Origin of the sequence: Thermococcus sp. (assembly GCF_015521605.1) — an archaeon.
Lineage (GTDB): Archaea > Methanobacteriota_B > Thermococci > Thermococcales > Thermococcaceae > Thermococcus.
This window is the reverse complement of record NZ_WANV01000025.1, coordinates 19,081-41,870: the sequence shown is the minus strand read 5'-3', so window position 1 is coordinate 41,870 and position 22,790 is coordinate 19,081. Positions and strand designations below refer to the sequence as shown.

Sequence of the window (22,790 nt, the reverse complement as noted above, 5' to 3'; positions counted from 1 at the left end):
CCTCCATGCTCCTCCTGTGGAAGGCCATTCCCTCTATCTCGGCCAGCCTCAGCCCCAGCTCCCTCTCGGCGAGGAACTCCTCCCTGCTCACCTGGGCGACGCTTATCGGCTTGAGGAAGTCCCTGACCGTGAGGACACCGCTGAACCTGGCCGCTCCGCCCGTCGGGAGGACGTGGTTGACGCCGAGGAAGTAATCCGCCGCCGGCACCGGCGTGTAGGGGCCGAGGTAAATTGCCCCGGCGTTCTCGATCAGGTCAACGAGCTCCATCGGCCGGGCGGTGATTATCTCAAGGTGCTCCGGCGCTATCTCGTTGGCCTTCTCGGCGCACTCCTCAAGGGTCTCGCAGAGCATGACCTCTATTCCCTCGCGCGAGCAGTACTCCGCCAGCTCCCTTGAGGTCGTGAGGAGCCACGCCTTGCTGTCCTTCCCGTGCTCAAGCTGGCTGAGTAGATCTGCCAGGACGTATTCCTTCTCCGCCGTCCCGTCAGCTATGACGGCTATCTCCGACGGCCCGGCCAGGCTGTCTATTCCAACAACGCCGAAGACCTGCCTCTTGGCCTCGTTGACGAACCTGTTTCCCGGCCCGAATATCTTGTCCACCTTCTTCATCCCGATGCCGTACGCCATCGCCCCTATCGCCTGGACGCCGCCCAGCTTGTAGACCTCGTCGATGCCGAGCAGGTCGGCGACGTAGAGCACGTAGGGGTTCACTCTGCCCTCCTTCGGCGGAATAGTCACCGCTATCTCCTTAACGCCTGCTATCTTCGCCGGCACGGCCACCATCATCAGCGTCGAGGGGAGCGGCTTTCCGCCGGGGACGTAGATGCCTATCCTCCTTATCGGGCGGTATATCAGGCCGTAGAGTGAGCCGTTCTTGAGGAACAGCCTCTCCTTCTCCATCTGTTTCTCGTGGTACTCCCACAGGCGTTCTATCGTGCGGAGGATTATCTCCCTGTCCCTCTGCGGGATGCTCCTCACGGCCTCGGTGAACTCCTCCCTCGTGACCCTGAAGGGGCCGTCGTAGCCGTCGAACCTCCTGGAGTACTCCCTGACCGCCTCGATCCCCCTCTCGCGGATGTCCCTCAGCATTCCGGCGACGTAGCTCTCAAGCTCAAAATCCATCCTTAATCACCTCTTTTATCGCAAAGACAAGCTCGTTTATCTCCTCAAACTTAGTTTTCTGGGCTATCCTGTTCACGAGGAGCAAAGCGGAGACGTCCATTATCTTCTCCACCTCGACGAGCCCGTTGGCGCGGAGCGTGTTCCCTGTCTCCACGATGTCCACTATCGCGTCGGCTATCCCTATCCTGGGCGCCAGCTCGATGCTCCCGTGGAGCTTCAGTACCTCCACCTCGACGTTGAGGCCCTCGAAGAAGCGCCTCGTTATCCCCGGGTACTTGGTGGCTATCCTGTAGCCGTCCATCTCTTCCGGCCCGACGACCCTCTCCGCCGGCATGGCCAGGCTCAGCCTGCACTTCCCGAAGGGCAGTTCGAGGGGTATGAGGACGTCGCTCCCGCGCTCCTCAACGACGTCGCTCCCGGAGATGCCGACGTCGATTCCGTACTCAACGTAAACCGGAACGTCAAAGGCCCTCGCGAGGAGAACCTCGTAACTGCCGACCCTCTCGATCAGCCTCCTTTCCGCGGGAGGTCTCAGCTCTATTCCGGCCTTTCTGAGGATCTCCAGCGAACCCTGAAGGAGCCTCCCCTTGGGGAGGACGAACCTTATCGGGGAACCGTTGGAGCGCTTCATTCACTCCACCTCCACCGGGATGCCCATTCTCACGAGCCTCTTGGCCTCTGCAAAGACATCCCTGGGCTCACCTCTCAGCCTCTTCCTGTTCCTGTCCCCCTTTTTCCTGAAGAGCTTCGAGAGCGCCCCCATATCAAAGGCAAAGCCGAAGGCTGGTTTCCCCTTGAACGTGTACTCACCACCGCCACCGAGGGGCTTCCCCAGCTCGGGTGAATAGACCTCGAAGAGCACGTCGCGGTAGTAGGGCAGCGGTCTAACCGTTCCGAAGTCGATGAACAGCCTCTCGTCGTTGACGGCCTCGACTATCCTGTCGAGCTTCCGATAGCCGCTCTCCTTCCCCCAGAAGTTGAAAAGCTCCCACAGCTCCTCCTTTTTCTCCTTGCTTATCGGGAGACGCTCTATTATCTCAAAGTTTCTCCTCACAAGTGCCCTGTAGATTTCCGCCCGGAACTCTTCCACGTCTTCTGTGGCCTTCTCCCAGACCTTCAGGCTCCCTATGTCTATGTAAAACTCCTCTATCCCGACCGCTTCGAGGGCGGTTATGGCCGTGAGAAGCACCTCGGCGGCCATCTTCGTGACGTCCCCGCCTATGTACTCCACCCCGGCCTGCCACTGCCCCCTCACGCCGCCGTCAAGCACCTCGCTGATGTAGTAGAGCTTGAGCTTCTCCGGAACTTCCTTGATGTTCTCCAGTATCTGCGACGTTATGTCTGGTTTGATGACGTAGAACTCGTTGTTGTAGGCGAATTTCGTCCCCTTCCTGAGGCCCTCGCGGTACTCCTCGATCGCGGGCAGAAAGACCTCGCGGTAGCCCCACAGCTCGAAGGTTCTCCTCAGGTACTTTCCAATCTCGGATAACCTCTCTGACTCGGCAAGTAAACCCTTTCTCACACTAACCCCTCCTGAGTTTTATTCAAAGGATCAGCGGCGTTAGAACTATCCAGGTCTAACGAAGCTCCAGAAGAGTCAATGATGGCGGTAAGTCACCAGAAAAGCCGGTACGCTAAGGCACCTCGCGTTTGGCTCCTTGAAATACGTTCCAACTTTGGTATTTTTTCCGAACATCTCCTTTCCCTCCACTGGTGCCCCCCATAGGTTGAAGGGGTTTAAAATATTATCCCTCAATTTATTGTCATTTAGTCAGCTTTTCATCTGATAACTGTCATCATGGCGGAGGCGGAAGGTGGTGTCAATTTTCGCTTGTTCGCTTGACATATCCAAAAGGTTAATAGCCATCTCCGACTACAATATAGTGGTGATTCTTGATGGAGATAACCGACAAAGAGGTTTTTGAGATAGCGATAAGCTCCGAGATTAGGGCCAGGGAGGCCTACGAGAAGCTGGCCTCCATGACCAAGAGCGACATAATACGCGACGAGCTCCTGTTTCTTGCGAGGGAAGAGGACAAGCACCGCGAGATAATAGAAAAGATGGCCGAGAAGTTCGAGGGCACCAGGACAGAGCCTAAGAAGATAGACATCGACGTCATGGGTGAGTTCAGGGTCATCGCCGAGAAGATGGCGGAGGCTATTAAGAAGCCTGACATCAACATCGACGAGGTCTACGAGATAGCCATGAAGGCAGAAGTCGTCAGCGAGAAGCTCTACAAGGAGTTAGCCGGCTACGCCGCCACCGACAACACGCGCCTCATCCTTGAGATGCTCGCGGACATGGAGCACAACCACTACAACATCCTGAAGAAGCAGTACGACTACATCATGCGCTACCCGGAGATATACAAGGAGGAGTTCTACGACCAGCTGATGAAGGATGTAAACTTCAACTTCTGACGGCCTTCTTACCTTCCTTTGTATTTTGGATTATCCGGATTTTTGGGGCCTACTGTTGCTCCTGTAAGTTGTTTGCTGTGAACTTTAGAACACCGAAAGCCTAATAAATGACAGCAACGTAACTTTAAGTGCAAAACCCCGTTGGGGGGGGGCGATGCCAAGGAGAGTATTAGCTCTAGTCTTGGTTGGTGTTTTGATTTTTGCAGCGACTGCTGTGGTAGCGACTAACCTCAGCGATATTGCGCCGCAAGTGATTTCGGATCCGTTAGTACGGGATACTGGAAGCTTTTCAATACCCCAAGGGGACTTATATACATGGATAAGTGGATATGCAAGTCAAAGTAACCCTGGCCTCTTGTATAATGTATACGGAGGAGCTGGGGACTCTGGGATTTGCGAAGTATATACATACAGTTTTGATCCATCTACTGTCAGTACACTTCATAAAGCATGGTTCTCAGCCCAGATTTCTACAAAGGGATGGTGCTATGATGTACGTATAATCTATGCTGAAATTTCTTGGGTTCCTGGATGATATATTACGTGGTTACTTTACAATTTTTTATATCTTGCTTAAACTAAATTATCACGAACTAGGGAGGTGTTGATGATTAGGGTCAGCAAAAAAACTATTATTATATTAATTGTCATAGTTACCCTCTCTTTCCAAAAGTCAACCCTGCTAGTTAATGCAACCCCATACTGGTTCAAGGAAGGGATTTATGCAAAATATATCTCAAAAGAACCAGAAGGAATGGATTTGATAAAAATTAAGATTTCAGACAGTGAAGCAATTGTTTTTTACTGTCATCAAATTGAGTTCACGTGGCGCGTCCTCAAGGTCACCGACGATAAGGCACAGATAGGGGTTCTGCTTCAAGGATTCAGGTGCACAAGGAAAAAGTGGGATGTTTTGGATGAAGACATTGCCAGAGAGTTGCTCCAAGGGTACCAAGAGAGATACAACTTCACCGGCGGGGGGTGCATAACGGTGGAGTCTGAAACAATAAACGCCACGGTATGTGAAGACAGTTACATGGAGCAGACGGAGCGTTATAGGGCCGCTTTGGGAATAGCGGAAGGAAGAGGCTATTTATTCAATGAGTCATACATACCTGAAAACTTTACTCGGAGTGGAACCTTTGAGCTCAACCTGAAGACGAGCGATATCTATGTCAACGGGAGTCCTGTGGGAAAGAACTTCCTCTGGGCCGAAAACCCGGCCAACATGACCGGGCTTGAGATACTTTCAGGTCTGAAAATTGAAGATGTCCGGGAAATAAATTCCACTATACTCACATATTATGGCGACTTCAACGCTCCGATCTATATGGCCCAAACTAATATGATAAGCGTTAGTGATATTGGGCTCTCCGGAAAGGATCTTTTCTTCTATGATGGATCAAGCGGTCTTGTAATATCACTTTTCATGCCCTTCAGCCCACTGTGGGAGATTATGGGAGTGTCTGGGACATCTATAGCAGATACATACCTCCAAATGAAATACAGAGATGAAATCCAGAAGAGCAACAAGATGCCACCCTTTGGCCTCGTCTTAGCCGAGACCAACATCGACTTCACGAAGCCGGCTGAGCTCCCCGACGAGGGGCCGTCAAAGACCGCCATAGCGGCGGCGGTTGGAGTGGCAGCAATCCTCGTAGCTCTCGCCCTCTGGAGGTGGAGGCGTTGAGGGAAATCCTCCGCTGGGAGCTCCGCTCCCCCCTAAACCTTGCGATGGCCTCCGGGGGTGCGGTTCTGATAGGACTGGTCATGAAGCGGTACTACATGACCTGGAGTGCGAGCTCCCACCAGGGGCCGTACGGGGTTGATATACTGGGTTCCGTTTTTCGCGACGCGTTCACCGGTGACGTCTACCTCCTCCTGGCCCTCCTCGTTCCCTTCCTCGTCACCCTGGCGGTGAGGCTCGAAAGGGACGAGGGGGTCGCGCTTTCCGTCTATTCCCTCCCGGTTTCGAGGGTTAGAATCCTCCTCGCCAAGTTCCTGGCGGCTTTCCTGGTGCTCTTCATCTTCGTCTTCTCGGTGCATCTGCTGCTCTTCTACCTTCACTTCGCGGACACCCCCAAAGCCGTCATCGAGGTGCTGAAGGTCCAGACCATCCCAATGGCTTTCTTCTACCTCTCGGCCCTTCTCTTCATGGTCTCGGTCGCGGCAGTGGTTGCCATAGCCTCACCCAACACCTACGTTTCGATCTTCGGCGGCTTCGTGCTCCTCTACCTCCCCGAGTTCCTGGGCGCCGGGTGGTTCTGGCTCCTGAAGTGGAGGGATGCACTGACCAACTATATGTGGGCCACGATATCCCTGAGCATGGATCCGGTCTTTGGCCGGGAGTTCATCAAAGCATCGCTCCTCCCCGCCCTCGTTCTCACGGCGCTCTACCTCCTTATCGGCAACTGGAGGGACGTGAGATGAGGCTCTTTCGGGTTCTCCTCCTCACCCTCATGCTGGTCTCACTCCTGAGCCTGGGTCTGCAGTCGGGCCTCGAACCCAGCGACGTCCACTACCACAACGCCTTCTTGTCCAGCAGGCAGGCGACGGCGGTTTACATCTCCTCGGCCTCCTCGGCAAAGCTCTACGCCGTTGGCATTGGAGAATTCAGGGTGAGAGACATTCAGACCGGTGAGGTGATATTCTCCGGAAGGGTTAACGGCAACGGGGCCTTCGCGGTGGTGTTTCCCCACCCCGGCTTCTACGAGTTCAGCGGGAACTCCAGCCAGGGCATTACGATAACGATAACGCCCGTGGAGGTGGGCTTTCCCGGGAGGCAGAAGACGGCACACCTGTGGACAGCTGTCCTCTTCGGCGGGCTGCTGGCCGTAACGCTCCTCGGGGGTGGCAGGAGATGACCGTAATCCGGGCGGAAAACCTGCACAAGTACTTCGGCCCGATAAAGGCCCTCCAGGGGGTGACCGTTGAAATTCCGGAGGGCTTAACGCTAATCCTTGGCCCGAACGGTGGCGGAAAGAGCACGTTCATGAAGGTCGCCCTCGGGCTCTACAGGCCGACGAAGGGGAGCGTGAAGCTCCTGGGAAAAGACCCCTGGAAAAGTCCCGAGGCCAGGAAAAGCGTCGGCGTCGCCTTCGACCCCGGGAGGTTCCCCAAGCTGACGACCGGGCGGGAGTGGCTGGAGTTCATAGCGAAGGGCCGGGGAGCCAGTGAGGAGGACGTCGAGAAAGCCGCCGGGCTGTTCGGCATCGAGGACGCCCTTGACAGGAGGATAGAGGGCTACTCCTCGGGGATGCTCAAGAGGCTGAGCCTTGCACAGGCCTTCGTTGGCGAACCTGACGTCATCTTCCTCGATGAGCCCCTTGCCAACGTGGACTTCGAGAGCGTCGCTGAAATAGTCGGCGTCATCGGGAAGTGGAAGGGCAGGGGGAAGAGCTTCGTTATCATAAGCCACATCTGGGAGCCCTTCGAGAACTTGGCCGACTACGGCGTGGTCATCAGCGGCGGGAAGGTCTACCTGGCGGGCCCGTTTGCCGACATCAGGGACGACGTTGAGGCCATGTTCCGGCCGCCGTCGGTTGCCACTGAGTAAATCCCTCTGTTCTCTTTATCCTCCGAACTCCCCGTTCAGCGCTATCCAGCCGACGTAAAGCAGAAACGCCAGCACAGAATACTCCATAATAGCCGCGAGCCCTTGGTGGCCGCTCTTCTTCACCTTCTTTGCCAGCACCCCCGTCCCGGCGTAGGTGTGGAGGAGTAAAAGGAAAACGAAGCCGAGTTTTACGACCCTGCTCAGGTGTATCGCCTGGGAGCGGGAGAAGGTCAGCAGGCCGAGTGATGCGCTTCTCGCCGCCTCACTCGTCAGCCCGTAGCCGCTGATGACCAGCAGTCCAGCCAGGAGGAGGAGCGGAAGCGACGTCCACTCCACTATCGCCAGTGCAGTTTTCGTCCTCAAGGCGCTCACCTTCCCGGTGAAGAGCCGTCCAGTATCAGCGCGTCGTCGGGATAACCCGCGCTCTCCCACGTGCCCTTGAAGTCGTAGCTTACAAGCTCTATCCTCGTCAGGTACTTGATCCACTTGTAACCCCACCGGCCAGGGGCGACTATTCGGGGAGTTATCGGCTCACCGTTGAACTCGTAGGCTATGATGATGTCCTCGTCCGCCATCACAGCGTCGAGATAGAAGTCCGTTGTAAAACCGTCGCTCGCGTAGAGGGCCACCTTGTACGCCCCGCCCCTGGGCCTTGCCAGTTCAAGAATCGCCTTTAACGGGACTCCCTTCCACGTCCCGTTCTTCCTGACCTGGTCGGGCTGGCTCACGCAGTAGAGGGGCGACTCCACCTCCCTGGAGGGGAACTTCCTGAGCTCCTCGTAGGTTATGTTGTAGGGCCTCTCGACGAGTCCGGTGATCTGGATAACTCCAGACTGCCCGCTGGAGAGCTGTTCTTTCGGCACCTGCGTTGTGTTTTTGCCGCCGCCGAGCCAGTACGTGGTGGCGACCAGCAGGAGAAGTATGGAAAGGGCAAATATTTCTTTTCTCAAACCAATCACATCCTCGAAATTGAGTACAGCAGACTGACCCCAAAAAGGCCACTCAGCGAGAGCAGGAGGAGCGGCCCCGCAACCTCCTTCCCCATTCCCATACCTGCCCAGCGGACGTAGAAAACTATCGCGAGCAGGCTCTGGATCACGAAGACCAGGGACACCCCGAAGAGCTTCTTCCCGAGTTTCGTGTCCTTCATCTCCAGATAGTTTCTGAGGAGCATGAGGGCCAGGATTAACTCAGTTAGCACTATGAGCAGGTTAATTTGCCAGTAAATCCCCATCACCTTCCGTTCACCCCGATTATGCTTTCTATTTCATTCCAGTTTTTCTCAACTTCCTCGGAGAGCACGTAGATCGCCCCGTAGTCCTCGCCAACCCTTTCAACGATTCCGTGCTCGAGCATGAGTTCGAGGTGGTATTTTACCGTGCGGTAGTTAAGGTTGAGTTCCTTAGCGAGCTGGTGCACGTTAGAGGGCCTCTCTCGGACTAGCTTGAGGATTTTGACCCTCGTCTTTCCGCCCTTCGAGCCGACCAGTAGCCAGAGAAGGACGTTCCTGAGCTTTCTGTCCATGATTGGGGGTTGTCCTTAATCCTTAAAAAATTAAAGGGGGTCACGGGAAGTTGAAGGGGTTGACCACGAACCACACGTTCTTGACACCCTGGCCGTTTATGTCTCCCCTCTTCCCGTCCTTGAAGAAGTAGTACAGCGGATAGCCCCTGAAGGTCGTCTGCTTGCTCCCGTCGTCCCTCGTTATCTCGCCGAAGTCGTTCGCTATCACCGAAGGCACCACAGGGTTCTCGCGGTAGAACACCGGCCATTTCTGGGCGCATTCGCCGTAGCATACACTGGTACCGTTCGAATCCTTGACGAAGTAGTAGAGGGTCATTCCCATATCATCAACGAGGTAAGTCCCCACGCTGGGCTGGTAGGCGATCATAACGTCGTAGTCCCTCATAACGTACCAGACGTGCTTGACGTCCTCTCCGTTGGTGTCCCCTGCCTTCTCGTCCTTGAAGAAGTAGTAGAGTGGCCATCCCTTGTAGGCGAGCTGTTTGGTGTCGTCTTCCCTCGTGATGTAGCTGAAGTCGCTCGGGTCGAGTGTTGAGGGGGCGGAGACCTCTTCCGGAGCGAACACTGGCCACTTCTGGGCGCATTCGCCGTAACAGACGCTCGTTCCATTCACGTCCTTCGCGAAGTAGTAGAGGGCCATGCCCTTCGGGTCAACGAAGTAGGTGCCTATACCGTCCTTGTAAGCTATCATGAGTGTGTAGTCCGGCTTCATGACGAACCAAACGCCCTTAACGCCTTCACCGTTCGTATCTCCGGCCTTTTCGTCCTTGAAGAAATAGTACAGCGGCCATCCCTTGTAGGTGAGCTGCTTGCTGCCGTCGTCGCGTGTTATAACGGAGAAGTCGTCCTTGTTGAGCCCGGGCGGAAGGTTGAGCTCTTCCTCATAGAAGACGGGCCACTTCTGGGCACAGTCCCCATAGCAGGCGCTTTCCCCTGAGTTGGGCACGTCCTTGGCGAAGTAGTAGAGTGCCCTTCCGTCCCTGTCCACTAGATAATAGCCTATGCCCTCCTTGTAGGCTATGTTGACGGTGTAGACCTTTCCTTTGAGCTCTCCGAGCTGCTTTTCGTAGTCGCTTACCTTTCCCTTGAGGTCACTGATCTGGCTTTCATACTGGCCTACCTTCCCCTGAAGCTCCTTGACCTGCCCCTGGAGGGCGTTGTAGTCCTCCTGGCTCATACCCTTTGGCGCGAGCCCGTACCCCACGAGGGCTCCGATGAGGAGCCCCACCAGAAGGAATCCCCAAACTTTTACGTCCATTCTTAACATCTCCATATGCATGTAACAATGTGTCCCCAAACTATAAAAGGATTTTTTATTATTGGTACAAAAATAGGGTACAAATTGGGTACAAATGTTACATAAATGAAAAGGTTTAAATAGCATGAAGGTGGAAAATTATTAGGTGATACTACATGAAGCCGAAAAATTTTGGCATTGTTGCCCTTCTCTTGGTGGGGGTTGTATTTTTGAGCGCCTGCACAGGGGGAGGTGGTACGAGCTCACCCTCTCAAACGACTCCTTCTTCCACAGCTTCCCCGCCCCAGCTCGGGGAGTGGAAGGCCGACGGTGTGATAGGCGAAAATGAGTACGCCCACCAGCTTTCCCTGGCGGGTGGAAAGCTGGTCGTTTACTGGAGGAACGATGGTGAATATCTTTACATGGCCCTTAAGGGGCAGACGACCGGCTGGGTTGCCATAGGCTTCGAGCCCACCGACAAGATGAAAGACGCCGACATGGTCTTCGGCTGGGTTCAGGAAGGCAATGCCGTTGTGATCGATGCCTACTCAACCGGAACCTACGGGCCCCACCCGCCCGACGAGAAGCTCGGTGGGAGCAGCGACATAATCGAGTATGCCGGAAAGGAGGAGAACGGCTACACGGTGATAGAGTTCAAGAGAAAGCTCAACACCGGCGACCAGTACGACAAGGCCTTCACGCCCGGGCAGAAGGTCAAGTTCATCTTCGCGATGGCAGATGCTGACGACTTCACGACCAAGCACAACATAGCGAGGGGCTACGGGGAGCTTAAGCTCGACGGGTGATCTTAATGGAGCCTTTCCAGGTTCACGCAATAGTGCAGGTTACGGCGCTCCTTCTCTTGCTCTTTGGGATTTATTACGCGAGAAAGCACGATCGCCGGGTTCACCATTACTTCGTTTACTCCGCGGTGGGCCTGCTCACGGCGGGGGTTGCCTACATGCTCTACACCGTCGTCGGCGTACCGTCGGCCCACGGCAGGTTCGGGCTCTTCGTCTACGCCTACGTCCTCTTTGCCGCAGCGAGCGGAAGGCTGTTTTGGGGGAGGAAACTAACAAGGAATACGCACAAAATGATTGCATTATCGGCGGTCCTGCTCCTCTTCCTCCAGATACTTGCCGCCCTCTACCTCTACGTCCTCTAGCTTTCTTTTTTCAGCACGACGAACTCCCCGTAGTCCATTACCTTGGTGAAGCCCTTTTTCATATAATATGAATATGCCTCAAGATGCGGGAAGGTTATCACGTAGGCTTCCTTGCCTAACTCCTTTAGCCTTCCCACCGCGAACTCGAGGAGCTTCGAGCCGTAGCCTTTGCCCTTGTAAGACGGATCGACCATGAAAAACTCGATGAGGCCGGTCTTCTCGTTTTTTATTTCCTCAGGCACCCACCAGACGTCCTTACCTTCAAGGTTGTAGACGAGCGCCACCGTACCTATTATTCGCCCGTCCTCTCTCAGGACGTAGAGCTCGTCGAACTCCTTCCCTAGTCTGAACTCCAGGAAGGGCTCGTAGACCTTTCTGAAGCCCTCGAAGTCGTCCGTTGAAGGCTTCTCCTCGACCCACTCAAGGGCCGGGTAAGCCCCACCGGTGCCCTGGTAGACACGGAAAACGAAGCCGAGAAGCTCTCCCTTCAGTTCAAGCGGCCTTTCAACCCTCTCAATCCCCATCTCTGTCCACCAAAGGTTATTAGGGCCAAACCCCCTAAAGTCTTTTGGTGATAACATGAACGAACTTGAAGCCCTTGCTCTTGCCCTTGAGGTCGAAAAGGCCGAGCTGAAGTTTTACATAAGGCTGGCAAAGAAGGCCAGCGACGAGAGGGCAAAGAAGATGTTCCTATTCCTGGCCGGGGAAGAGGCGGAGCACTGGGATATCTTTGAGGAGAAGTTCGCGGGGGCCCTGGTGGAGAAGTGTGAGCTTCCCGCGGTGGACATGGAGGCCCTCGACAGGCTCCTCGTCAAGGTCGAGGAGGAAAACCTAAGCGAGGTCGATGCGGTGAAGATCGGCATGGAACAGGAGAAGCTCACCTGGGAGTTCTACGAGAGAGCAGCGAAGGAAGCAGAACACGAGAGCGTTAGGAGGATCTTCGAGGAGCTGGCGAAGGTGGAAAAGGCCCACTACGAGCTGCTGAAGGCTCAGTACGACTAGGTCATGAAGACAGGCATATGGATGGACTATCAGGACTTCAGCCTTGAGGTGGACTGATGGGTTCGGAAGGAGCTTTATTCGACTAGCACATTGACGAGCTTAACCCTTCTCCCCGTTTTTCTCCTTATGGCCTCTATTATCTCCGGGTCGTTAACGTCGATTATCCTCTCCCCCTCTATGATGTTCACGTGAGGCTCGGTGTTTACCTCTACCCTGGTCTCACCTTCGAGGGAGAAGAGCTCAACTAACCCGAGCTCCCTCAGGGTCAGGAGGTTGGAGTAGAGCGTCGAAAAGCTCATCGTGGGGAACTCCTTCCTTATCTCCTCCAGGAGCTCGGTGAGCGATGGGTGGGACTTCCCGAGCTCATCGAGAACCTCTATCAGCCTGAGCCTCTGGGGTGTGAGCTTGTAGCCACCCCTCTTGAGTCTTTCTACCGCTTTTTCCCTCCACATGTGTCCCAATTCTCGGGGAACTTTATAAGTCTTTCTAATTAGAAATAACTTCTAAATAGAAAAGTTTATTAAGTAGAAGTTACAACTAAAATCTGGTGAAACCTATGTCGGAACACAACAGAAGGTTGGTTGAAAGGGCAGGAATAGACGTGGAAAAGCTTTTGGATATGTTGCTGAGGGCAGCCGCTGCGGAGTTTACGACCTATTACTACTACACGATTCTGAGGAACTACGCGGCAGGCCTCGAGGGGGAGGCAATAAAGGAGATAGTTGAGGACGCCAGGATAGAGGACAGGAACCACTTCGAGGCCCTCGTGCCGAGGATATACGAACTTGGCGGAGACCTCCCCAGGGACATAAGGGACTTCGCAAACATGGCCTGGTGCCGCGACGCTTATCTGCCGGAGGAGCCCACCATCGAGAACATCCTTAAGGTTCTCCTTGAGGCAGAACGCTGTGCAGTCGGTGTTTACACCGAGATATGTAACTACACGATGGGCAAAGACCCGAGGACCTATGACCTCGCTCTGGCGATACTCCACGAGGAGATAGAGCACGAGGCCTGGTTTGAGGAACTGCTCACCGGCAAGCCGAGCGGCCACTTCAGGCGCGGAAAGCCCGGTGAAAGTCCATACGTCTCGAAGTTTCTGAAGTGATTTTCCCTCTACATTTTTTTGGCGAAAAAGGTTATTTAGGAAGAACGAGACCTTATGGTGGTGATCCCATGCTGGGTCTGAACCCCATTTCGATATCCCGGGAGAAACCCCTATCCAAGGAGGAAATAGCCCAGGCCCTTCGCTGGGCCATTGAGGCAGAACTCGATGCCATAAACTTCTACGAGCAGTTCGCTCGATTTATCGAGGACGAAAAGCTTAAGAGTGTCTTCCTGGACGTCGCTAGGGAAGAGAAGGCCCATGTGGGCGAGTTCATGGCACTGCTCCTCCACCTGGACTCCGAGCAGGTAGGGGAGCTCAAGGACGGTTTTGAAGAGGTCGAGGAGATGACGGGCATTAGGACTGAGCTCTCTTCGGGCGATCCAGAGGCCGGGGTCGCTGACTACATGAAAGTTCTGAGGGACGCGTTCCTGGGAGCAGTTGAGAGGAGCAGGGTGCTCTACAACGCCCTCCCAAGAACCAAGATGCTCGGCCTCCAGTCCTACAGGGTGGACGTGATAGAGGAGAAGGACGGTGTCAGGGTCGCAAGGCAGGAGTACAGGCCGATCCCCCTGCTGACGAAGAAGTTCTACGTTGGCCTGAGAGAGCTCAGCGACGGTTCCTTTGATCCGGCCGTTGCCGTAAAGGCCGGGGAGCTCTTGGTTAAGGACGAGGAGGCTCTCCTTATAAGAGAACTCCTCTCGGCCGGCTCAAAGAGCGCTCCCCTGGGAGACTGGGAGTCCACTGAAGGCGCCCTCGACAGCCTGATGACGGCCCTGCAGATGGCCAGCGAGTCCTCCTCTGGGCCCTTTGCCCTTGTGATCAACCCCAAGAGGTACGCAAAGCTCCTCCGCGTTCACGAGCAGGGAGGGAAGATGCTGATTGAGGTCCTCAAAGGGGTTTTCCGCGGAGGAATATTCGTAACGCCGAGCCTGGACGAGAACAAGGTAGTGGTGTTCGCGAACACCCCAGCCGTTCTCGACATCGTAATAGGCCAGGAGCCCGACCTCAAGGAACTCGGTCCGGAAGGGGAGGAGGTTGCATTCCTTGTGAGTGAAGCACTCGCCCTGAGGGTTAAGGACCCAGGCTCCATCGTGGTGTTGGGCTGAGCCCCTTTCGTTTTTTGTTTTTGTCCTTCTGTTTTTCAGATTCCTCCTGTTCTGATGCTACACCCCGGATTTATGCAAAAAGTGTTATATATTTCGAACGCCAAACGTATAACCGGTGATGTCCATGGCTGAACCCCTCGTTAAGAAGGCCTACGAAACCGAGAAAAAGGCCGCGTCAAGCTACACCGATGGCCTTGGAAGGATACGCGGTCAGGGACTTAAGTACACCGGCGTTGAGAAGGTCGTTGGCAGGATAGCCGTCGACACGATAATCCACAAGCACCTGATGAAGGCCATTCTGGAGGCCCAAAAGGAGCTGGAGAAGCTCGCGGGCGAGGGGCCCATAGAGGAGACCAAAGAGGTCGAACTTGTGCCCGAGCAGAAAGCCCTAGTCAAGCGCTTTGCCGAGATGCACCTGGACATAGAGAAGGACATGATAGAGACCTATCAGAAGATGGCGGAGAAGATGACCCACCCCCTGTTCAAGAGCCTCGCCGAGGCCCTGGTCGAGAACGAGAAGGAGCACCACAGGATTCTGGCGGAGCTGATATCAAAGTACAAGGAGTGAAACTCACGAGGGGTTCCGCAGGGACTCTTCGGTGGCTTCCTAATTATTTTTTATTATAGCCGCTAAGAAATGAAACTGGAAGGGAAGTTCTATCTCTTGCAGTCTAGTGGAGTATCCTGACTAGAAGGGGCCATTCTTTGTCTTCCCAGGTATCTTTTTCAGTTACCACAATTAGGGTTGCTCTAAATATTATGGAGATATCCCTGAGACTGGAGAGTAATTTTAACACACTCCTGAAGTCGTTGTACAGTTTTAAGAATTCAGGAGCCTCTAAAACCACAATCCCATTCTTTTTGGCCTGTGTCATCTCATTCAAATACTGGGAGGTGAGTTGTGTTATTCTGTAGAGAGATGTGGGAGGTATTGTGTCAGGACCTTCAATAGTTCGTATCCAGTACGTTATCCAACCCTCTTCCCCAGGGGTTGTTCTCAAAAATGCAAGCACGGGGTATCTTCTTAACTTCTGGCGAATCTCTTTGAACTCAGTGAGAGACATTATGTATACCCCGGGGGATATATCGGGCCCCGAAGAAGAATTTGTGGGTATCTTGTGGATTTCGAGGAACCTCTTGCTGTATATGATTTGATAATATGCATAGGCCGTTAAGAGCGCCAATAATGTTGCACCGTACATTTCTATTTGCTCCGGCATCATTCCATTAAAATACAGACTGGGGTATGCCATACTAGCGACTCCTGAAAGAAGAATAGTCACGCCAAACAGCTTTGCTTGACTGTGGTAGTATTTGGAAAGAAATTCTATGATCACCACCCCACCTATAACTAGGAGAACTCCCGATGTTGCGTAGACACAAGCGCAGTTTTCTTTCATGAGGCTCTCAAAAATCCCATAGGCGACTGGAATTACTGGGAGGGTTAAATGCATGGCGGTGGGGGAGTGTCTGCCGGTCTCCTCCTCAATCAGAAGTAATATCCCGACAAGGGTAAGTGCAGTGGATACTCCCATGATGACGGAATCCAGGTATATCCCATGGAAAGGCACGCGCTTTATAGGCAAGGTAGCACTGGTTATCCACCCAAGGGATATCAAAAGAGCCGATTTTCGACTACTTCTGAAAAAAGCATTCAAAAATATAATTCCCATTCCAATTTTAAGAAAGAGTATAAAGATCACTAGATTGTCACCCATTTAAACCCCCTTTTCACGTGTTGCTACGGGATTTAGTTATGGATTTATAAATTTTTCTCTGAATGTCGCATTATCCTGATATTATCAAAAACGTATTGTAACATAATAAGGGAATACCTAATGAAGGTAAAATCACGGGCCGAGGTTCATCATCTGGCTGTACATCGACCAGTCGAGGAGGAGTTCGTACTCGGCTTTCAGGGTGTAGTAGTGCCCCTTTTCCATGTCGCTTAGGTAGCGCATGAGCCTCTTTTTGTCCTCTGCTTCGACGATGTTCTCGATTTCGGCGTAGAAGTTGGCCGCTATCTCCTCGGCCCTCATTGCCCAGCGTATCAGCTCTATGATGTCCTCGGCCCCGTGGAGCTCCCTTGCAACGGGCTGAAGCTCGGGCCCTATGTGCTCCCCAGGGAAGACCACTTCCTTTCCGGGAAACATGCTCTCGTACAGGTTTCTTAGGAGCGCCTCGTGTTTGCCTTCCTCGTCGGCAAGCCACTCAATCTTTTCCTTCAGGGCCTGGATATCGAGCCTTTCAGCCAGGCTTTCATAGAACTTTCTTGCCCCGATTTCGGCCTTTATGGCCATTCCGAGGAGCTCCTCAAGGGAGAAATCCTTAACCTTTTCGAGGGGAAGCCCCTCGTCAAGTTCCTGAACCATAAATCATCCCTCCGCAAGCAACAGTCCAATTTCGTTGTAGATTCTTATTCTATTAAACCCTTCCCTCTTCAGGGCGTCCACTATCTCTCTCAGAATTCTGTTTTGGACGTTTATTGCCAGCATCTGGCAGAAATGGCACTCCGGCGTTGACCTGGCCATCAGAAGGAAAACATCGACCTCGTCCCTTTCCACTGTTAAGCCGTAGAGGAGACCCTCATCGACTATGCTGAGCCCGGTTTCGGGGTCGTGAACGTTCCGCAAAATCCCAACTACCCTGGAGACCTCGGGGGGCAGGTCCTTCCTGGGCCCCTTTTCGGGCCTCTTTTTTGCCCTAAAAAGTTCAAAGAGTCCCAAGGCTCAGACCTTCTCCGTGCTTATATCCTCAATCTTATATCCCTTCTTGTTCTCAAAAACTCCGACGGGGTTGTTCTTGAGGTCGTAGACGTAGACGTTCTGGAACCTGACCAGGGCAAAGCGCTCGATTATGTCGCCGATTATCTTGGAGTACGCTATCGCACTCGCACCCGTTATGTTGTACTCGGCGTGGCTCTCGAAGTTGAGCCAGACCTTGAGCGTGTCGTCCGAGACCTCAAGCCCCGCAACAACACCCGAGTCGAGGATGTCTCCCCCCGTGACGGGGTCGGTTATCTCCGCGAGTTCATTGAGAACAGCCTTATAGTGCTCAGGCCACTCCCTGCCCGGCATGTAAACCTTCATTTTTCTCACCTGAGGGGAGTTGGAGTGTCCCGTTATAAGCTTTCCTGGGCAGTTCTGGGGAAGCGTTCCCTGAGGACGCCGTGGAGTCCGATGAGTATTGCGACCCAGAGGGTGGTCGAGATTAGGTACAGCCCCATGGCCAGCGGACTTCCTGGTTCATATGCGTTCAAGGGCACGAAGAGGGTGAACAGCCACGCCGAAAGCCTCGCCCCCCTGCTGTAGGATTCGGGGGTGTGGACGTAGAACGCGGCGGCGTCCATAAGGATCACGATGGCTATGGCAGAGAATGATTCGATAACGTACAGGATCCTGTCCCCGCTCAGCACGAGTGAGCCCACTATCACCGCCACCTGGACGAGCATCTCCGGCTTTGCCCTCACAAGGCCGCTTTCGGAGAGTGCGTAAACTATCAGGGCTGGTCCGAGGATGGCTGGAAGTGCCATTGTCTCGGTTCCCATCCCTATCATAAGCTCGATGAACCCAAGTGCCGTCAGGAGCCCGCCGAGGAACATGAACCAGGAAATACTCCTTGTTCCGAGCCGGAACTTTTCTATATTCCTTGAGAGGTTCCACGTCAGGAAAATCCCGAGAAGAACCAGGATTCCGCCAACGCTCATGACAACGTGGTACTGGTACATCATCTATCATCTCAATAATTCATTGTAGAACACTCTCGTCGGCAGTATAAATAAACCTTCCGGATGTTGCTCAGGCAGAACATCAAAAAAGAGAGGGGGTTGGGGCGGAAGAGTCATTCAAGCGTGACCTCGTTCTCCCAGAGGCCGTGGATGTTGCAGTAGCTGAGGGCGTAGAGCTTGCCCTTCTTGCCCGTCCTGAAGAAGAAGACCGCCCTCGGCTCGGTGAGCGGGTCGCCGTGGTTGGTGAAGGCAACCCTGCCGACGAGAACCGGGAAGTTCTCTCCCTCCGGGTGGAAGTATAGCTCGATCCAGGCGATGTGGTGCTCCGGAGTGTTCGGGTGCGGTATCTCCTTGCCGACCTGAACCTCGACCTTGACGAGGTCGCCCTCCTTCTCGTACTCTATAACGGGGACGTGCTTCTCCCCCTTCCAGTCTCCACTCCTTATGGTTCCGCTTATCATCCCGACCACCTCACTCTATCTTTTCAAACATGTCCTTGGGAGCGCCGCAGAGCGGGCAGACCCAGTCCTCGGGAAGATCCTCGAACTTGGTTCCGGGCTCGATCCCCGTGTCGGGGTCGCCCTCATCCTCATCGTAGATGTATCCGCATACTATACACTTCCATTTGGCCATTTCTTTCACCACCCTAATGTTATTAGTTCGACCTTATAAGGTTTGCGCCTCAAACCTGAGAAATGAAAAAGCGAAAAACTCACTCAAAGACCACGAACTTGTCCCTCGGGGCACCGCAGACCGGACAGTACTCGGGGGCCTCGTCCACGGCGGTGTAGCCGCACACCGGGCAGATGTATATCTTCTTTATCTCGATGTCCTTTCCGCTTTCGGCGAGCTCCTTCGCCTTGGCGTAAAGTTCGGCGTGTATCTTTTCTGCCTCAAGGGCGTAGTGGGTCGTTCTCACCGCGTCCTTCTCACCCTGGAACTCGGCGGCGTTCTTAAAGACCGGGTACATCTCCTCGACCTCGTAGGTCTCGCCGTCTATACCCGCCTGCAGGTTCTCTGGGGTCTTGCCCAGGTGCTCAAGGGCTATGAAGTGGTTCTTGGCATGGACAAATTCAGCGTGGGCTATGGCTCTGAAGAGCTTGGCTATGTTGGGGAATCCTTCCTTCTCGGCCTGCTCGGCAAAAATCAGGTACCTCATGTGCGCCATGCTTTCGCCGGCAAAGGCATCCTCCAGAAACTTCCGGGTCATTTTCCTTTTCACCGCCATGCATATCACCTACAAACGTTGTTGCATTAATATCTCCGTGCCAAGGGTATATAACGATTTTCCAAACCAAAAGTTTGATGAAACCTGCACTTCAGTCAATAGGTAGTCCTTCTCTGATAATTTTTTCGAGCCTCATGGCTTCCCTGAGGTCACCGAGGACGACGGCGCCGGTGGCTTTCTCCCCATCGTAGAAGACCTTGGTGTTCTCATTGAGCCACTCTCCCCTCCCTTTCGTCCTTCCGATGATGGCTACGCTAAAGTCGGCGAACTTGAAGAACGCCGACCTGAACGGAACGTAGCTGGCCTCCTCCCCCCTTAGTATTCTCGCGAGAACCTTCGCCTGCTCCACCGCTGTTCTGGCCGTCCCCCCAACGACGCCCCCAAGCTCCGCGCAGTCCCCTATGGCGTAGACGTCCCTGGCTGATGTCCTGAGGTGGTCATCGACCAGTATCCCCCTGCCGGCGTGGATGCCGCTCTTCAGGGCGAGCTCCCTGTTCGGCACTATCCCGAAGGCACAGACCTTCAGCTTCCCGGGGATGTAGCCCGTTTCGGTGTTTATACCGTCTTCGTCGGCGCTTATGACTTTTGACTTCAGGTGGAACTCAACTCCAGTCCTCTCAAGCTCCTCCCTGATGCGGTCACTAAGTTCGCCGTCCAGACCGAGCAGGGTCTCCCCCCTGTGAACCACCCTCACGGTGTGGCCGGCCTTGGCGAGGTTTCCGGCGAGTTCAAGGGCTATGAAGCCCCCGCCGAGAACCGTTATCTCGCCCTCCTCCTCAAGGCGCTCCTTTATCAGCCTTGCATCGTCAAGGGTTCTGAGCGTTAGGATGTGATCCTTTCCGGGAACTCGCGGCTCTCTGGCCCTCGCTCCGGTCGCCATGACGAGGACGTCGTAGGGTATCTCGCCCCCGTCCGTCACCAGAACCCTCCTGAACCTGTCGATCAGCTTTGCCTCCGCCCCGAGGAGCAGGTTTATCCCTTTCTCCGCATACCACTCGGGGGAATACGGAAAGAGCCTCTCCTCGGGGATGAAGCCCGCTATGTAGTGGCTAAGCATTGGCCTGGAGTAGTGGGGTGGCTTCTCCTTCTCGACTATGGTCACGTTAAACTCTTTGCTCAGGTTCTTGGCGAGCTCAAGACCACCCGGCCCGTTGCCGACTATAACGACCCTCACGCTGTCACCTCACTTCCTTGTGCGCGGGCCCAGGTAGAGCTCCAGCTGGGCGCCGAAGAACTCCACCGGGGCGTTCACGTACTCCGGCTGTCCCTGGGTGACGTCTTCGAGGTACTCGACGTGGCTCCGTATCGATGCGTAGTGTGCCCTCTCCTGTGCCGCCAGGAATCCGAATATCCCCCTGTGCTCGGGCAGTATCTTGCCCAGATGGCTGTACAGCCTCTCGGCGGTTTTTTCATTGACGAGTGCGACCCTCATTGCCTCGATGAGGTTTGCCACGGTGTCCACGCTGACCGAGGTCTCGGCAAAGGGTATGCCCTCCGGGACGGTGTAGTCGGTGTTCCCGAAGAGGCTCTCGTGCAGTTTGAGAAGTATTGTCCTGTGCCCCTCCTCGGCCTTGGCCAGCTCCCTGAAGAAATCTCCAAGAAGGGACCCGCTTTTTGATGCAAGGGTCTCGTAGAACCGTTTTGCGTCTTCCTCAGAGGCTATGGCGTAGCCCAGTATCTCCCTCGGCGGGAGTTGGGCAAGTCTGTCAAGAACATCTTCCATTCACATCACCATCTTCTATATTTTTTATTGAAGTATTTAAATATGCGTGGGGCGAAAAAGGAAAATTGCCTCACGAGATCCAGGCCACGAGCTTTCTGACGCCCTCCCTGAGCCGCTCCTCGTCGTCTGGCCTTGGCATACCGCGGCTCTCAACGGTGTCGACGTGGTCAAACTTGCTGCGCGTTATCATGGTCTCTATCTTCTTACCTGCAACCCCCGCCCATCCGAAGGCTCCAACGATGAGCACAGGTTTCTCGTAGTTGGCCTTGTCAACAATCTCGTAGAGGGTGTAGCGTATCCTCGGGTGTATCTCGGCCTCATAGGTCGAGGCTCCTATTATTATTGCCTCGCTGTCCGGGACTTCTCCGAGTATGTCGCTCACCGCGGGGGCTTCCTTGTCCGTAAACTTGTATACGACGGGCTTCATCCCGTGCTTCTTGAGCTCGTCTATGACTATCTCCATCCTCCTCTCAACGAACCCGTACATGGAGTCGTAGATAACGAGAACCTTGCCCTTTTTGCTCCTCCCCGAGCCCACGTCCTCGTAGTGCCTAAAAATCCTCATCGGGTCTTTTCTCCATATGAGACCGTGCCCGGGGAGTATCATTCTCGCCTCCTCGACTATTCCGAGGCTCTTGAGCTTCTTGATGTTCTGGACGATATACTTGTGGTAGTGGCCAATGACGGTCACTATGTACTTCGTCACGTGCGGCAGGTAGTTCTTCACGACCTCCTCATCGCTGTCGTCTATGGCCGGCGGGATTGAGTAGCCGCCGCCTGCGTCGCAGCTGAATATGAGCCTGTCCTCGACGACGTAGGTGATCATCGTGTCCGGCCAGTGAAGCCAGGGGACGGTTATGAAGCGGAACGTCCTCCCACCGATCTGAATCTCCTCACCGTCCGCTATCGTGTGGAAGTTCTCGACGACCTTTTCCCCGAAGAAGCCCTCCATGAAGCGCTTGGCGAAGGTGGTGCCTATGAGCCTGGCCCTATAGCCGTTGGCCTCAAGGAGCGCCGGGATGGAAGCGCTGTGGTCGGGCTCCGTGTGATGAACTATGATGTGGGTTATCTCCTTCGGGTCAACGAGCTTCCCCAGGGTCTCAAGGAACTCCTTGGTGTACTCCCCTTTCCAGGCGTCGAAGAGAACCACCGCATCGCCAGTCTTCATAAGGTAGGCGTTGTAGGTTATCCCCTCCGGGATGTCCCAGGTGGCCTCGAAGTACTTTATCCTGTCATCGTCAATCCTCAGAATGTAGAGTTCGGGTTCGTCGAGTATCTTTTCGACCCATATCTTGGGCATTTTCATCACCGAACCTACTTGGTGCGGGAACATAAAAAGGCTTTCTTAACCAAAAAGTTAAGGACGAAATTGGGTAGAGTTAAAATTCTGAAAGGGGACTCACCCTCCCTCCAGGAGTCCGAATATCTCCTCCAGGTCGGGCACTTTCCTTATCGGGTAGACCTTGAAGAACGCAACCTTTCCATCTTCGTCTATGAGGACGTTTGCCCTCTCTGAAAAGCCCTCCTTCTCGCGGAAGAGGCCGTAGAGCTTCGCAACCTCCCCGTGAGGCCAGAAATCGCTCAGAATCCTGAGCTTCTTGAGGCCGATGTGCTCGGCCCAGGCCTTCTTGCTCGGCACGGCGTCGACGCTTATCCCGACGGGAACGACGTTCAGCCTTTCAAAGCGTTCGTGGTTTTCCTCAAGGGCCTTCATCTGCTTCTCACATATCCCCGTCCAGGCCAGTGGATGGAAGGACAGCAGGACTTTCCTCCCCCTGAAATCGCTCAGCCTGAACTCTTCCCCGTTCTGGTCTTTGAGGACAAAATCAGGGGCTTGGTCTCCGATTTTCATAAGGGCACACCTCCAGTG

34 protein-coding genes are annotated in these 22,790 nt (G+C 54.3%); 12 read left to right on the top strand and 22 right to left on the bottom strand.

Annotation, left to right across the window (positions count from 1 at the left end; genetic code table 11):
- From hisD to F7C11_RS05390, 3 genes are all read right to left on the bottom strand, one after another.
- A partial coding sequence (hisD, locus tag F7C11_RS05400) for a histidinol dehydrogenase (protein ID WP_297091687.1) occupies positions 1-1,123 on the bottom strand: 1,123 nt, incomplete at its 3' end.
- Positions 1,113-1,730 (bottom strand): ATP phosphoribosyltransferase, encoded by a 618-nt coding sequence (gene hisG / locus F7C11_RS05395; protein WP_297091709.1) that lies wholly within the window; start codon positions 1,728-1,730, stop codon positions 1,113-1,115. The genes hisD and hisG, both read right to left, overlap by 11 nt.
- Positions 1,731-1,754: 24 nt before the next feature.
- A complete protein-coding gene (locus F7C11_RS05390; RefSeq protein ID WP_297091684.1) occupies positions 1,755-2,645 on the bottom strand; it encodes an ATP phosphoribosyltransferase regulatory subunit in 891 nt (296 codons plus the stop codon).
- Positions 2,646-3,019: 374 nt separating this feature from the next.
- Between F7C11_RS05390 and F7C11_RS05385 the strand changes: the two genes are divergently transcribed.
- The 6 genes from F7C11_RS05385 (at position 3,020) to F7C11_RS05360 (ending at position 7,100) form a co-directional block, all read left to right on the top strand.
- Complete coding sequence (locus F7C11_RS05385; protein ID WP_297091683.1) at positions 3,020-3,544, top strand: ferritin family protein; 525 nt, start codon at positions 3,020-3,022, stop codon at positions 3,542-3,544.
- Between the two features lie 154 nt (positions 3,545-3,698).
- Entirely contained in the window at positions 3,699-4,079 is a 381-nt protein-coding gene (locus F7C11_RS05380; protein WP_297091681.1) for a hypothetical protein, read from the top strand.
- Positions 4,080-4,151: 72 nt separating this feature from the next.
- Positions 4,152-5,234, top strand: a complete 1,083-nt coding sequence (locus F7C11_RS05375; RefSeq protein ID WP_297091678.1) for a hypothetical protein — start codon at positions 4,152-4,154, stop codon at positions 5,232-5,234.
- Positions 5,231-5,974 carry an ABC transporter permease gene (locus tag F7C11_RS05370; RefSeq protein ID WP_297091676.1) on the top strand — a complete coding sequence of 248 codons (744 nt, stop codon included), beginning with the start codon at positions 5,231-5,233 and terminating at the stop codon, positions 5,972-5,974. Before F7C11_RS05375 ends, F7C11_RS05370 begins: the two co-directional genes overlap by 4 nt.
- Entirely contained in the window at positions 5,971-6,408 is a 438-nt protein-coding gene (locus tag F7C11_RS05365; protein ID WP_297091674.1) for a hypothetical protein, read from the top strand. Before F7C11_RS05370 ends, F7C11_RS05365 begins: the two co-directional genes overlap by 4 nt.
- The gene (locus F7C11_RS05360; protein ID WP_297091671.1) at positions 6,405-7,100 is read left to right on the top strand and encodes an ABC transporter ATP-binding protein; all 696 of its coding nucleotides are present in this window, start codon (positions 6,405-6,407) and stop codon (positions 7,098-7,100) included. The genes F7C11_RS05365 and F7C11_RS05360 overlap by 4 nt, the downstream gene beginning before the upstream one ends.
- Positions 7,101-7,115: 15 nt before the next feature.
- Here F7C11_RS05360 and F7C11_RS05355 read toward each other — a convergent pair whose 3' ends face one another.
- Genes F7C11_RS05355 through F7C11_RS05335 form a run of 5 tightly spaced genes read right to left on the bottom strand, consistent with a single transcriptional unit; the run spans position 7,116 to position 9,897 of the window.
- Positions 7,116-7,463 (bottom strand): hypothetical protein, encoded by a 348-nt coding sequence (locus F7C11_RS05355; RefSeq protein ID WP_297091670.1) that lies wholly within the window; start codon positions 7,461-7,463, stop codon positions 7,116-7,118.
- A gap of 5 nt (positions 7,464-7,468) precedes the next feature.
- Positions 7,469-8,050: a molybdopterin-dependent oxidoreductase gene (locus F7C11_RS05350; protein ID WP_297091668.1), complete on the bottom strand. Its 582-nt coding sequence runs from the start codon at positions 8,048-8,050 to the stop codon at positions 7,469-7,471.
- A 5-nt stretch (positions 8,051-8,055) separates the two neighbouring features.
- Complete coding sequence (locus F7C11_RS05345; RefSeq protein ID WP_297091666.1) at positions 8,056-8,334, bottom strand: hypothetical protein; 279 nt, start codon at positions 8,332-8,334, stop codon at positions 8,056-8,058.
- Positions 8,334-8,624 carry a winged helix-turn-helix domain-containing protein gene (locus F7C11_RS05340; protein WP_297091664.1) on the bottom strand — a complete coding sequence of 97 codons (291 nt, stop codon included), beginning with the start codon at positions 8,622-8,624 and terminating at the stop codon, positions 8,334-8,336. The genes F7C11_RS05345 and F7C11_RS05340 overlap by 1 nt, the downstream gene beginning before the upstream one ends.
- Positions 8,625-8,664: 40 nt before the next feature.
- On the bottom strand, positions 8,665-9,897 hold the full coding sequence (locus F7C11_RS05335) for a hypothetical protein (RefSeq protein WP_297091662.1): 1,233 nt from the start codon (positions 9,895-9,897) through the stop codon (positions 8,665-8,667).
- A 140-nt stretch (positions 9,898-10,037) separates the two neighbouring features.
- On the opposite strand from F7C11_RS05335, the gene F7C11_RS05330 reads away from it, so the two are divergent.
- Both F7C11_RS05330 and F7C11_RS05325 read left to right on the top strand, forming a co-directional pair.
- Positions 10,038-10,667: a DOMON domain-containing protein gene (locus F7C11_RS05330; protein WP_297091659.1), complete on the top strand. Its 630-nt coding sequence runs from the start codon at positions 10,038-10,040 to the stop codon at positions 10,665-10,667.
- 5 nt (positions 10,668-10,672) lie between these two features.
- Positions 10,673-11,026, top strand: coding sequence for a hypothetical protein (locus F7C11_RS05325; protein ID WP_297091658.1), 354 nt, complete (start codon positions 10,673-10,675; stop codon positions 11,024-11,026).
- Here the strand turns inward: F7C11_RS05325 and F7C11_RS05320 are convergent.
- Complete coding sequence (locus tag F7C11_RS05320; protein ID WP_297091656.1) at positions 11,023-11,550, bottom strand: GNAT family N-acetyltransferase; 528 nt, start codon at positions 11,548-11,550, stop codon at positions 11,023-11,025. The genes F7C11_RS05325 and F7C11_RS05320 overlap by 4 nt on opposite strands.
- Before the next feature lie 55 nt (positions 11,551-11,605).
- Between F7C11_RS05320 and F7C11_RS05315 the strand changes: the two genes are divergently transcribed.
- Positions 11,606-12,028, top strand: a complete 423-nt coding sequence (locus F7C11_RS05315) for a ferritin family protein (protein WP_297091653.1) — start codon at positions 11,606-11,608, stop codon at positions 12,026-12,028.
- Positions 12,029-12,102: 74 nt separating this feature from the next.
- Here the strand turns inward: F7C11_RS05315 and F7C11_RS05310 are convergent, their stop codons facing one another.
- Complete coding sequence (locus F7C11_RS05310) at positions 12,103-12,480, bottom strand: Fur family transcriptional regulator (RefSeq protein WP_297091652.1); 378 nt, start codon at positions 12,478-12,480, stop codon at positions 12,103-12,105.
- A 104-nt stretch (positions 12,481-12,584) separates the two neighbouring features.
- Here F7C11_RS05310 and dps point away from each other — a divergent pair, with 104 nt between their 5' ends.
- From dps to F7C11_RS05295, 3 genes are all read left to right on the top strand, one after another.
- On the top strand, positions 12,585-13,136 hold the full coding sequence (gene dps / locus F7C11_RS05305; protein ID WP_297091707.1) for a DNA protection during starvation protein: 552 nt from the start codon (positions 12,585-12,587) through the stop codon (positions 13,134-13,136).
- Between the two features lie 68 nt (positions 13,137-13,204).
- The gene (locus F7C11_RS05300) at positions 13,205-14,242 is read left to right on the top strand and encodes an encapsulin (protein ID WP_297091650.1); all 1,038 of its coding nucleotides are present in this window, start codon (positions 13,205-13,207) and stop codon (positions 14,240-14,242) included.
- 118 nt (positions 14,243-14,360) lie between these two features.
- Positions 14,361-14,810: a ferritin family protein gene (locus F7C11_RS05295; RefSeq protein WP_297091648.1), complete on the top strand. Its 450-nt coding sequence runs from the start codon at positions 14,361-14,363 to the stop codon at positions 14,808-14,810.
- Positions 14,811-14,913: 103 nt separating this feature from the next.
- Here the strand turns inward: F7C11_RS05295 and F7C11_RS05290 are convergent, their stop codons facing one another.
- The 12 genes from F7C11_RS05290 to F7C11_RS05235 all read right to left on the bottom strand — a co-directional run bounded on the left by F7C11_RS05290 (position 14,914) and on the right by F7C11_RS05235 (position 22,772).
- The gene (locus F7C11_RS05290; RefSeq protein ID WP_297091646.1) at positions 14,914-15,960 is read right to left on the bottom strand and encodes a DUF835 domain-containing protein; all 1,047 of its coding nucleotides are present in this window, start codon (positions 15,958-15,960) and stop codon (positions 14,914-14,916) included.
- A 132-nt stretch (positions 15,961-16,092) separates the two neighbouring features.
- Positions 16,093-16,614: a ferritin family protein gene (locus F7C11_RS05285; protein ID WP_297091644.1), complete on the bottom strand. Its 522-nt coding sequence runs from the start codon at positions 16,612-16,614 to the stop codon at positions 16,093-16,095.
- 3 nt (positions 16,615-16,617) lie between these two features.
- Complete coding sequence (locus F7C11_RS05280; RefSeq protein WP_297091642.1) at positions 16,618-16,968, bottom strand: iron-sulfur cluster assembly protein; 351 nt, start codon at positions 16,966-16,968, stop codon at positions 16,618-16,620.
- Positions 16,969-16,971: 3 nt separating this feature from the next.
- A complete protein-coding gene (locus tag F7C11_RS05275) occupies positions 16,972-17,331 on the bottom strand; it encodes an iron-sulfur cluster assembly protein (protein WP_297091704.1) in 360 nt (119 codons plus the stop codon).
- 32 nt (positions 17,332-17,363) lie between these two features.
- Entirely contained in the window at positions 17,364-17,969 is a 606-nt protein-coding gene (locus F7C11_RS05270) for a hypothetical protein (protein WP_297091640.1), read from the bottom strand.
- A gap of 113 nt (positions 17,970-18,082) precedes the next feature.
- Entirely contained in the window at positions 18,083-18,430 is a 348-nt protein-coding gene (locus F7C11_RS05265) for a class II SORL domain-containing protein (RefSeq protein ID WP_297091638.1), read from the bottom strand.
- Positions 18,431-18,440: 10 nt separating this feature from the next.
- Positions 18,441-18,602: a rubredoxin gene (rd, locus tag F7C11_RS05260; protein ID WP_012571827.1), complete on the bottom strand. Its 162-nt coding sequence runs from the start codon at positions 18,600-18,602 to the stop codon at positions 18,441-18,443.
- 79 nt (positions 18,603-18,681) lie between these two features.
- Positions 18,682-19,197, bottom strand: coding sequence for a rubrerythrin family protein (locus tag F7C11_RS05255; protein WP_297091636.1), 516 nt, complete (start codon positions 19,195-19,197; stop codon positions 18,682-18,684).
- A gap of 91 nt (positions 19,198-19,288) precedes the next feature.
- On the bottom strand, positions 19,289-20,371 hold the full coding sequence (locus tag F7C11_RS05250) for an NAD(P)/FAD-dependent oxidoreductase (RefSeq protein ID WP_297091634.1): 1,083 nt from the start codon (positions 20,369-20,371) through the stop codon (positions 19,289-19,291).
- A 9-nt stretch (positions 20,372-20,380) separates the two neighbouring features.
- On the bottom strand, positions 20,381-20,920 hold the full coding sequence (locus F7C11_RS05245; protein WP_297091632.1) for a ferritin family protein: 540 nt from the start codon (positions 20,918-20,920) through the stop codon (positions 20,381-20,383).
- 70 nt (positions 20,921-20,990) lie between these two features.
- Entirely contained in the window at positions 20,991-22,220 is a 1,230-nt protein-coding gene (locus F7C11_RS05240; protein WP_297091700.1) for an FprA family A-type flavoprotein, read from the bottom strand.
- Positions 22,221-22,319: 99 nt separating this feature from the next.
- Positions 22,320-22,772 (bottom strand): peroxiredoxin, encoded by a 453-nt coding sequence (locus F7C11_RS05235; RefSeq protein WP_297091630.1) that lies wholly within the window; start codon positions 22,770-22,772, stop codon positions 22,320-22,322.
- Between the last annotated feature and the right edge of the window lie 18 nt (positions 22,773-22,790).

What these genes read in the sequence shown, in the direction of transcription:
- dps (WP_297091707.1), top strand. Translation starts at nt 12,585, where the DNA reads ATGTCGGAACACAACAGAAGGTTGGTTGAAAGGGCAGGAATAGACGTG.
- F7C11_RS05330 (WP_297091659.1), top strand. Translation starts at nt 10,038, where the DNA reads ATGAAGCCGAAAAATTTTGGCATTGTTGCCCTTCTCTTGGTGGGGGTT.
- F7C11_RS05335 (WP_297091662.1), bottom strand. Translation starts at nt 9,897, where the DNA reads ATGGAGATGTTAAGAATGGACGTAAAAGTTTGGGGATTCCTTCTGGTG.
- F7C11_RS05380 (WP_297091681.1), top strand. Translation starts at nt 3,699, where the DNA reads ATGCCAAGGAGAGTATTAGCTCTAGTCTTGGTTGGTGTTTTGATTTTT.
- F7C11_RS05285 (WP_297091644.1), bottom strand. Translation starts at nt 16,614, where the DNA reads ATGGTTCAGGAACTTGACGAGGGGCTTCCCCTCGAAAAGGTTAAGGAT.
- F7C11_RS05315 (WP_297091653.1), top strand. Translation starts at nt 11,606, where the DNA reads ATGAACGAACTTGAAGCCCTTGCTCTTGCCCTTGAGGTCGAAAAGGCC.
- F7C11_RS05255 (WP_297091636.1), bottom strand. Translation starts at nt 19,197, where the DNA reads ATGGCGGTGAAAAGGAAAATGACCCGGAAGTTTCTGGAGGATGCCTTT.
- F7C11_RS05235 (WP_297091630.1), bottom strand. Translation starts at nt 22,772, where the DNA reads ATGAAAATCGGAGACCAAGCCCCTGATTTTGTCCTCAAAGACCAGAAC.
- F7C11_RS05325 (WP_297091658.1), top strand. Translation starts at nt 10,673, where the DNA reads ATGGAGCCTTTCCAGGTTCACGCAATAGTGCAGGTTACGGCGCTCCTT.
- rd (WP_012571827.1), bottom strand. Translation starts at nt 18,602, where the DNA reads ATGGCCAAATGGAAGTGTATAGTATGCGGATACATCTACGATGAGGAT.
- F7C11_RS05320 (WP_297091656.1), bottom strand. Translation starts at nt 11,550, where the DNA reads ATGGGGATTGAGAGGGTTGAAAGGCCGCTTGAACTGAAGGGAGAGCTT.
- F7C11_RS05385 (WP_297091683.1), top strand. Translation starts at nt 3,020, where the DNA reads ATGGAGATAACCGACAAAGAGGTTTTTGAGATAGCGATAAGCTCCGAG.
- F7C11_RS05310 (WP_297091652.1), bottom strand. Translation starts at nt 12,480, where the DNA reads ATGTGGAGGGAAAAAGCGGTAGAAAGACTCAAGAGGGGTGGCTACAAG.
- F7C11_RS05270 (WP_297091640.1), bottom strand. Translation starts at nt 17,969, where the DNA reads ATGTACCAGTACCACGTTGTCATGAGCGTTGGCGGAATCCTGGTTCTT.
- F7C11_RS05340 (WP_297091664.1), bottom strand. Translation starts at nt 8,624, where the DNA reads ATGGACAGAAAGCTCAGGAACGTCCTTCTCTGGCTACTGGTCGGCTCG.
- F7C11_RS05240 (WP_297091700.1), bottom strand. Translation starts at nt 22,220, where the DNA reads ATGCCCAAGATATGGGTCGAAAAGATACTCGACGAACCCGAACTCTAC.
- F7C11_RS05265 (WP_297091638.1), bottom strand. Translation starts at nt 18,430, where the DNA reads ATGATAAGCGGAACCATAAGGAGTGGAGACTGGAAGGGGGAGAAGCAC.
- F7C11_RS05375 (WP_297091678.1), top strand. Translation starts at nt 4,152, where the DNA reads ATGATTAGGGTCAGCAAAAAAACTATTATTATATTAATTGTCATAGTT.
- F7C11_RS05245 (WP_297091632.1), bottom strand. Translation starts at nt 20,920, where the DNA reads ATGGAAGATGTTCTTGACAGACTTGCCCAACTCCCGCCGAGGGAGATA.
- F7C11_RS05345 (WP_297091666.1), bottom strand. Translation starts at nt 8,334, where the DNA reads ATGGGGATTTACTGGCAAATTAACCTGCTCATAGTGCTAACTGAGTTA.
- F7C11_RS05290 (WP_297091646.1), bottom strand. Translation starts at nt 15,960, where the DNA reads ATGGGTGACAATCTAGTGATCTTTATACTCTTTCTTAAAATTGGAATG.
- F7C11_RS05365 (WP_297091674.1), top strand. Translation starts at nt 5,971, where the DNA reads ATGAGGCTCTTTCGGGTTCTCCTCCTCACCCTCATGCTGGTCTCACTC.
- F7C11_RS05275 (WP_297091704.1), bottom strand. Translation starts at nt 17,331, where the DNA reads ATGAAGGTTTACATGCCGGGCAGGGAGTGGCCTGAGCACTATAAGGCT.
- F7C11_RS05300 (WP_297091650.1), top strand. Translation starts at nt 13,205, where the DNA reads ATGCTGGGTCTGAACCCCATTTCGATATCCCGGGAGAAACCCCTATCC.
- F7C11_RS05295 (WP_297091648.1), top strand. Translation starts at nt 14,361, where the DNA reads ATGTCCATGGCTGAACCCCTCGTTAAGAAGGCCTACGAAACCGAGAAA.
- F7C11_RS05360 (WP_297091671.1), top strand. Translation starts at nt 6,405, where the DNA reads ATGACCGTAATCCGGGCGGAAAACCTGCACAAGTACTTCGGCCCGATA.